An 8,539-nucleotide genomic window follows, 5' to 3' on the forward strand; every position below is an offset into this window, starting at 1 on the left:
GTTTAGCGGTATGATAATACCAAATATTTAAAGCATAGATAGTTTGGGAATAAAGATATGGATTCTAAATTTTGGCAACAGCGCTGGCAAGAAGGCCGCATTGGCTTTCATAAGTCTGACGTCAATCCTCAGCTAATCGAGTATTTTTCTGAGCTCGCAGTGCCCATCGGTAGCCAAGTCTTGGTACCTTTATGCGGTAAATCAGTTGATATGGTATGGCTTGCGCACGCAGGCTATGACGTCGTTGGCGTCGAGCTGGTGGAAACTGCTGTGCAAGCGTTCTTTGCTGAACAAAAGGTTATTCCTACTATCGCTGAATTTACGAGCGCTACTGATAACGCCATTTTAAAACGCTATCAGGGTCAGCTAGCTGGGCAAACCATCACTTTATGGGCAGCAGATATTTTTGCTCTGAGCGCCACAGATATGGGTAAGATTAATGCTGTTTATGATAGAGCAGCATTGATAGCCTTGCCAGCAACGATGCGTGCTGATTATAGTACGCAAATAGTTAAGCTTAGTAATCACGCGCCACAACTATTAATCACCCTAAACTATGACCAAAGTAAAAAAGATGGCCCGCCTTTTTCGATTAGTCAGCAGCAGTTACAGCAATATTATGATGCCGAGTATGAGATTATTGCGCTTGAAAAACAGTCATCTACCCTTAATGCGGCATCAGAGCTAGCCGTAACTGAACAGGTTTGGCTATTAAATCCTTAATCTACTCATCCATTGGAGCTAAATCACGAAAAAGCTCTAAAGCTTGCTTGAGCGTGATAGCCAAACCCTCTTCTAACCTCACGCTCACGTCAATTTATAGTAACGGAGTGCTTCGATACCTTTTCTTTACTATTGAGATTGGTTACTCTAAGTTCATACTGCTTAATCCAGCTTTGTTCTCTTTCAATGACTATTTCGATGTTTATAGGATATTTCCATGCATTTTTCTTCGACCTCTACGTTATCGCTACTTAGCATCGCGGTTGGCCTCAGCTTTGCCAGTACTGCGCAAGCGGCCAAACCACCAGCACCAGACTTATCTAATAGCCAGTTTCAGCAGTGCTTAGATGGTTTAAAAAACTCTAGTAAATTCCGCGGCGTCGATAGCTATACGTTTAATAACTATCGTCCAAGCCAGCCTGACCCTAGTGTGATTCAGTCACTTAATTACCAGCCTGAATTTCAAAAGGACGTTTGGGATTATTTGTCATCATTGGTAGATAAAGAGCGGGTCGAAGATGGTATTCGCGCTAAGCACCAATGGGCAGATACCTTACGCCGCATTGAATCGCGCTATGGGGTCAAAGCCGAACACGTATTGGGCGTATGGGGCGTGGAGTCAAACTTTGGTCAGACATTGGGTAAAAAGCCATTGTTTGAGTCTTTAGCGACGCTGTCATGTTTTGATCGTCGCCAAAGCTACTTCCAAGGCGAATATGCCAATGCGCTAAAAATTGTGCAAAATGGCGATATCTCACCCAGTGATATGACCGGCTCATGGGCGGGTGCATTTGGACAAACGCAGTTTATGCCAAGTACCTTTCTAGAATTGGCTGTCGATTTTGATGGTGATGGCCGCCGCGACTTGGTTAATAGCGTCCCTGATGCTCTCGCTTCTACTGCCAACTTTTTAGACAAACGTGGCTACCGTACCGGCGAGCCATGGGGTTATGAAGTCAAACTGCCGAGTGGTTTTTGGGGCGCATCAAACCGTAAAGACAAAAAATCTATCAGCCATTGGCGCAATCAAGGCCTGACATTGGCGAATGGTAGTCCATTACCTTCTACCTTGGGCAGCGCAGGTTTATTATTACCAGCCGGCACTGATGGTCCAGCATTCTTGGTGGGTAAAAACTTCGATACGTTTTATTCGTATAATGCTTCAGAAAATTATGCTTTAGCGATTGCCCATTTATCAGACTTAATCGCGCGTGAAGACAGCAGCAAAACCGACTTTGTCACTGCATGGCCGACGGACGACCCTGGTATTAGCCGTCAGCAATCTAAAGATATTCAGCAAGCATTATTAAATGCAGGCTACGATATTGGCGAAGTGGACGGTATCATCGGTGACAATACCCGTACGGCCATTCAGCAATATCAATCAAGCCACGGCATCTTTCCTGCCGATGGACGCGCCGGACAAAAATTTTATCGCGCCATCGTTGGCAATAGTGTTGCAAGCACTTCCCAATATGGTAATCCATACGGACAACCAGCAAACAATCGTCCTTTAAACCCTGCACCTACAGACCGTATGGGGCAATTGATTCAACAGCAAACTGGCAACTCAAACTCTAACCCTTACTCGGTACAGCCGTCTGTGCAGCAAACCGTTAGACCATCAACCTCATCGAGTAATACCCGTTATCGCCGGGTTAGCAGTCCTGATGGTACGGTGAAACTTGTACGCGTTGATGAAGGCTCGTAATTAGCTAAGCTAAGGAATGAATTATTTATTATCTACAAGCATGTATTAGCGACTAATAAAAAGGCCACGCTTATTTGCGTGGCTTTTTTATAAAATGAATTGAATAAACTGAAAAAATACGGTCATCATTCTATTATTTTGTTAAATAATACCTACTAGATAACAGGTGGCGGGTTCGGTTTGCCATTATCGCCATCCCAATTTTCGCGTGCTTTGTCATCTAAATCCGCAGGCGTTTTTGGCTCCCATTTACCGTTCTCTTTCCACGTCGCATCACCCCAGTCGGCATCTTCTTCCTTTCTATCCAAATCCTTATAGGCTTGGGTCGGATCAATGCCGCGGCGCTTCATATCGGCGACTTGCTCCTCTAAGGTACGAAACTGATTTGCTTCGAGCATGGTTTCTTCTAAGTTGGTTAACTCACTTTTTAAGCTATCATTTTTAGCATTACTCATCATTCATTCTCCCTAATAGTTACGTTTTATTATGTATTTATACGCTCATTATTACGGGTATTGCCCAGCTTCACAACTACAGAGACGTATGCTTTGTATTACAAAGGGTAAGCGGCAGCTTTATAAATGGGTTTTTATAACCGGAAAATGATTACTAAAGCGTTTATTAATGAGAAATTTATCAATAAAACCTTTAGTGGTTTGCGCTAATTAAGAGGTAAAGACGGCGCACTAGGTATGGTGGTATTACTGTCTGTCAATAAGCTCTTCGCATAAAAGGTAAGCTTCCAGAGTTCTTGTGACACGCGCGTGCCATAAGTGCTGAGTTGAATCCAATTCGCCCCTACCAACTGACGCTGCAACTGGTTTAAGTCATCTTGAGAAATCTGACAACGTGCTACTGCATGGACATTTGGCATGTCTTTTTTGATATCTGTTTCAGCTTTGACGGCGATTAAGCGATTAATAGCACTCTGTAAGCCATAGCTTGAAAAGGTAGCCGGTACCTTTACTAAAGCGATGAGCACTTCTTGCCACGATAAAGTCATGGGACGGCTGACATCGGTTAAATTGCCGCCTTCATAGGCTTGGGCTTTGTATTGGATCTCAAAAGTGTCGGTTAATACCAGAGGCTTGCTGACATTATTAGCCGCTAAATAGTCGATATCAGCAGGGCGAGATTGAGTAAGTTTGGTTCTCTTGGTAGAAAAGCTCGTTGCCGTTTCTTCAGCAAGTACGGATTTATTGGCTTTCATCAGCTCGTCACTGACTCTTACCCAGCCGTCCCCTACTTCATGATTGGCGACCATTCTATAGAAGGCCTGAATGAGGAGCTGCTCGATATCGTTTTCTGTTTCATAGTAATAAATCTTATCGGCTTTTTTGGTCACCATGTTGGTGAATTCTTGCAGCTGCCGACTGATATTGACCTCGTTATGATGACTTTTGACCAATATTAACAAAGGTTTGAGCTTGGCTTTAGCATTAAGATAGCTCAAATGCATTTGACTGACACCAGTATTTTGCGCTGTGCCATAGCTATCGCCGATAATCATCAGCGCATAATCGCAAGCATCGATACACTGGCGCCCATATAACGCCGCTTTGGGTAATTTGCTAGAAACGTCATAGGTTAAAAATGCGCGGCCTTGGAAAAACATCGCCACACTGTCTAAAACCAACAGTTGGTCGTTGTCAGCGCATATGACGTGAATATGATAGCGACGGTTTGACACAATCACCTCTAAGCTTATTAGTCATATAAATGAAAGTTATCTCAATCGATACCCAAAAACGATAGCATCAGAGCCTGTCTAATATTCTGTTTGGCAAATACTAGCCTAGCATAATATTACGCAAATGCGTTTAATTTATTGCTAATTCCACTAATATATTGCGGGATTATAACAGCTACCTCTCTATTGCACAGGCAAAGAACCCTATTAGACTAAAACAAAAGGGCTTAAGGCGAAAGAATATACTGTATACGAGACTGTTTACCCAATAAACGTCGCACCACAGCGCCGAGCTGCTCATCGTACCTAGTCGCGTAAAAAGTCAAAGCCGGCGGTATATCTATAGCGGTCGCTACGCCATTTAACGCTTCATTAGCTGATACCTTAACGGGTAATGCCGACAACTGATCCGCTATCAACAGCTGCTTAACGCGCTCAGCGATTGCATGCCCCGAATCGACGACTTCTATCGGTAACAGCTGCTGAGTAATTTCTTGGCGTAAAAACGCTTTAAAAAATGGATAATGGGTACAGCCTAATACCAACTGATCGACGCCATCTTGCAAAAATTGCTGTAATTGTGCGCGTAAATCTTGAGCCGTTTCGCTGTCCTCAGGCATACCTAACTCGACCCAAGGTACTAAATTTGGGTCAAAGTATTTGGTAACTCTGGTGGTATGAGGAATGGCAACATTGGTAATGACGTCATTAAGTAACGCCCCGTTTAACGTCGCTTTCGTTGCCAATACTGCCACGTGCTGAGTTTTGCTGGCCAATACCGCAGGTTTTAAAGCGGGCACCAGACCAACAATAGGCAGCTGCGGATAATAGCGTCTGGCAGTCTCTAAAGCATACGCCGAAGCACTATTACAGGCGATAACAATAAGCTTACAGCCTTGTTGGTACAGCCATTCTACTGCAGCGAGCGTTAAGGCTTTAATGTCTTCACTATCGCGATTGCCATACGGTACATGCAAGGTATCAGCATAATAAACATAACGCTCATGTGGTAACTGCTGAGCCAAATGTAGATAGACTGACAAACCGCCAACGCCCGAATCAAATAAGCCGATTGGCGCGCTGCGCTCTTTTTTGAGCGTGTTATTTGTCACGCAGTTATTTGTTTTAAGCGTTTTAAAATTATCATCAATAACTGTCGTTGTATGCGTCTCAGACCTATCATAGGTTGTATTATCAGGCGCTGCTTTTACGGCAATCTTCATTACTCTCTTACCGCCGTTTTCATATAAATATTAAATGCTAAATAGACTCTCTTGTTATGCAGATGGCATTGATAACGTATAAGCGTTATCGCCACTTTGCAGCGTTAGTATCGTCTCACCATCACGCTCTGTCAATTCACCAATTTCTGTTAAATGGTAAAAGGCGTTACGTCCAATCAATGCCTCTAAACCGTTTCGCACCATCATATAAGGACGCATTTGAGTAGTGCTTTCTATACTTCCAATGTCTTCTTTATCTTTACTTTTGTCAGAATTGCCGCTGTTATCAGCCTTTTTGATTGAGTAAGCACGCAAACCAATCGGATGCGCAGCATCTAAACGCACCACATCGCCGGTGGTGGTTGTAAATTCTAGCCAACGCTTACCTGCGTCCTCAACAATGCCAACATCATTAATCAATAATGGCGCATCTTCTACTTGGATACGCAGTTTTTGTACTGGCGTCTTTAAAAAATACTCAACCGCGCCACTATTTTCTTCTTTCCACAAAATAGTAGCAAATAAACTGACTAATGACTGACGGGTCATGTGCCCGCCTTCGTGCCACCACTCACCGTTGGCTTTGATGGTTAAATCCATATCCGTTACTTGCTCAGGATGCCAGTTCTCAAGCGGCGGTATGGCGCGCCCCTCGCGCGTGCTCGGCGCTGACTTAAAATACTGACTTAGGGCATCGATACCATTTATCCCCAACGCCTTATCATTTGTAGCTTTGGGGCTATCTTTATCATTAGAATTATCATTTTTATTATCGTCATTCATCACAAAATCCTTTATGTAGTAATCAAAGTTTGGCGAATCTATTATTACTATAAATTTTTGTTTCGGGTATGATGAAAGCCTATCGTCATTGTACCCCCATTATTTTAATCTTACCTTAACATTGATACCCAGAAATGCGTATCGTGTTTGTAGGACTTTTCTTTTATAATGAGTAACGATTATATATTTGCAATGGTTCAGTGGGTGTTGAATTAACGACACATTTTACGTTATGGGTGCTAAATTTTTCTTGGATCTTTTTACCCTTAACGTCGTCAATTGATGCCGCAAAGACAGTTCTTATCGGGCAGCCATATGTCTGAGTAACGTTAGCGCCGCAAGCCTTATTATTCAATTGTTAAGCTAATGATGCCCTGAGATAAGCCACTAAAAGTTTAGGAGTAGGTATGCAAGAGCAAGACAATCAAAAGCCTGTCGTTGATAGTGACAACGTTAGCAGCGACGTTGTTAATAACGACACGGTTAGTAAGGACACTGTGAACACCGATACGCCCATCGTGGATAACGACACCGTGAACCCTGATGCCGCCGTAGAGGAAGTCGCCACTACTGAAGAAACCCCTGCCACCGAGGCGACAGAAGTTGCCGCTGAGCCAGTAGAAGCCACTACTGAAACAGAAGCAATACCTGAGCCAGTCGTAGAACCAGAAGTAACTGAGCCTGAAATCGAACGTGAATCAATGGAATTTGATGTCATCATCGTCGGCGGTGGCCCTGCGGGTTTATCAGCGGCCATTCGTCTGCGTCAGCTTGCTATTGCAGCGGGCAATGATGAATTCATGGTTTGTGTGGTCGAAAAAGGCTCAGAGTTTGGTGCGCATACCTTATCTGGTGCGGTCATTGAGCCGCGCGCTTTAGACGAGCTGATACCAGATTGGAAAGAAAAAGGCGCGCCACTAAACGTACCTGCCATTGAAGACCGCGTTTATATGCTTGGTTCTGCGACCAAAGCAACCAAACTGCCTGATTCTATCGTACCTGCCAGCATGCACAATGAAGGCAACTACATTGTCTCATTGGGCAACGTCGTTCGCTGGTTGGCTGAGCAAGCAGAAGAGCTTGAAGTGATGATGTTCCCAGGCTTTGCTGCCGATGAGATTTTATATAATGATGACGGTTCGGTAAGAGGGGTTTTGACAGGCGATATGGGCGTGGCTGCCAATGGTGAAGCCAAGCCGAGCTTTGAGCCAGGTTACGAGCTGCTAGGTAAATATACTATTTTTGCCGAAGGTTGCCGCGGACATCTAGGCAAACGCCTCATCAGCCGTTTTGCTCTTGATAAAGACTCAGACCCTCAGCATTATGGCATCGGTCTAAAAGAGCTATGGGAAGTCAGCCCAGAGAAGCACGAGCAAGGCGTGGTGATGCATGGTTCAGGTTGGCCATTAACCGATACCGGTTCTTCTGGTGGTTGGTGGTTATATTTCGATGAAAACAACCAAGTCAGCTTCGGTATGGTCATCGACCTATCGTACTCAAACCCTTATATGTCACCGTTTGATGAGATGCAGCGCTTAAAACTGCACCCACTCATTCGTAACATCTTAGAAGGCGGCAAACGCCTATCGTACGGCGCGCGTGCGTTGACCAAAGGCGGCTTAAACTCTTTACCGAAATTCACCTTCCCAGGTGGCGTGTTGGTCGGTGATGACGCGGGTTTCTTAAACCCTGCCAAAATTAAAGGTACGCACACCTCAATGAAGTCAGGCATGTTGGCGGCTGAAGCGATTTTTGAAGCATTACAAGCAGGCCGTGAGTATGACGATGTGGTTGCTTATAGCACCATGTATAAAGAATCTTGGTTATATCAAGATAACTACGAAGCGCGTAACTTTGCGCCAGCCATGCACCGTATGGGTCAATGGATGGGCGGTGCCTTTACCTTTATCGAGCAAAACTTGCTTGGCGGTAAAATGCCCCTGACTATTCATGATAATAAGAAAGATTATGATCAGTTGGAGCGCGCGGCGCATGCTTATCAGCCAACCTATCCTAAGCCCGATGGTAAACTGGTATTTGATAAGCTGTCATCAGTCTTTATCTCTAATACCAACCATGCTGAAGACCAACCGACGCATCTAAAACTCACCGATCCTACGGTGCCTGTTTCAATCAACTTACCGCTATATGCTGAGCCTGCGCGTCTGTATTGTCCAGCTGGCGTTTATGAAGTGGTGAAAGATGCCGAAGGTGCTAAGTTTGTCATCAATGCGCAAAACTGCGTGCATTGTAAAACCTGTGACATCAAAGACCCGTCACAGAATATTACTTGGGTGACACCTGAAGGCGGCGGTGGTCCTAACTATCCAAACATGTAAATCATGTTTTAGATATCTATCGCTTCATAAAAAACCGCTCTTAATTCATGAACTGACCCCCATAAGTTGG

The 8,539-nt window shown here is 44.3% G+C and carries 7 protein-coding genes; 3 read left to right on the forward strand and 4 right to left on the reverse strand.

The window, feature by feature from the left end:
- Positions 1-57: 57 nt before the first annotated feature.
- Both tmpT and B2866_RS06670 read left to right on the forward strand, forming a co-directional pair.
- A complete protein-coding gene (tmpT, locus tag B2866_RS06665; protein ID WP_296191859.1) occupies positions 58-723 on the forward strand; it encodes a thiopurine S-methyltransferase in 666 nt (221 codons plus the stop codon).
- Positions 724-940: 217 nt separating this feature from the next.
- Positions 941-2,434, forward strand: a complete 1,494-nt coding sequence (locus tag B2866_RS06670; protein ID WP_296191862.1) for a lytic murein transglycosylase — start codon at positions 941-943, stop codon at positions 2,432-2,434.
- Between the two features lie 155 nt (positions 2,435-2,589).
- On the opposite strand, the gene B2866_RS06675 is transcribed toward B2866_RS06670, so the two are convergent.
- The 4 genes from B2866_RS06675 to B2866_RS06690 form a co-directional block, all read right to left on the reverse strand.
- Positions 2,590-2,889, reverse strand: coding sequence for a hypothetical protein (locus tag B2866_RS06675; RefSeq protein ID WP_296191865.1), 300 nt, complete (start codon positions 2,887-2,889; stop codon positions 2,590-2,592).
- Between the two features lie 206 nt (positions 2,890-3,095).
- Positions 3,096-4,124, reverse strand: a complete 1,029-nt coding sequence (locus B2866_RS06680) for a DUF4062 domain-containing protein (protein ID WP_296191866.1) — start codon at positions 4,122-4,124, stop codon at positions 3,096-3,098.
- A 227-nt stretch (positions 4,125-4,351) separates the two neighbouring features.
- Positions 4,352-5,347, reverse strand: a complete 996-nt coding sequence (gene murI, locus B2866_RS06685; RefSeq protein WP_296191870.1) for a glutamate racemase — start codon at positions 5,345-5,347, stop codon at positions 4,352-4,354.
- 54 nt (positions 5,348-5,401) lie between these two features.
- Positions 5,402-6,130, reverse strand: coding sequence for a DUF1285 domain-containing protein (locus tag B2866_RS06690; protein WP_296191871.1), 729 nt, complete (start codon positions 6,128-6,130; stop codon positions 5,402-5,404).
- Between the two features lie 701 nt (positions 6,131-6,831).
- Here B2866_RS06690 and B2866_RS06695 point away from each other — a divergent pair.
- Positions 6,832-8,469: an electron transfer flavoprotein-ubiquinone oxidoreductase gene (locus B2866_RS06695; protein WP_296191881.1), complete on the forward strand. Its 1,638-nt coding sequence runs from the start codon at positions 6,832-6,834 to the stop codon at positions 8,467-8,469.
- Positions 8,470-8,539 lie beyond the last annotated feature (70 nt).

It is taken from the genome of Psychrobacter sp. UBA3483, assembly GCF_002377905.1.
In the GTDB taxonomy this organism is placed as follows: domain Bacteria; phylum Pseudomonadota; class Gammaproteobacteria; order Pseudomonadales; family Moraxellaceae; genus Psychrobacter.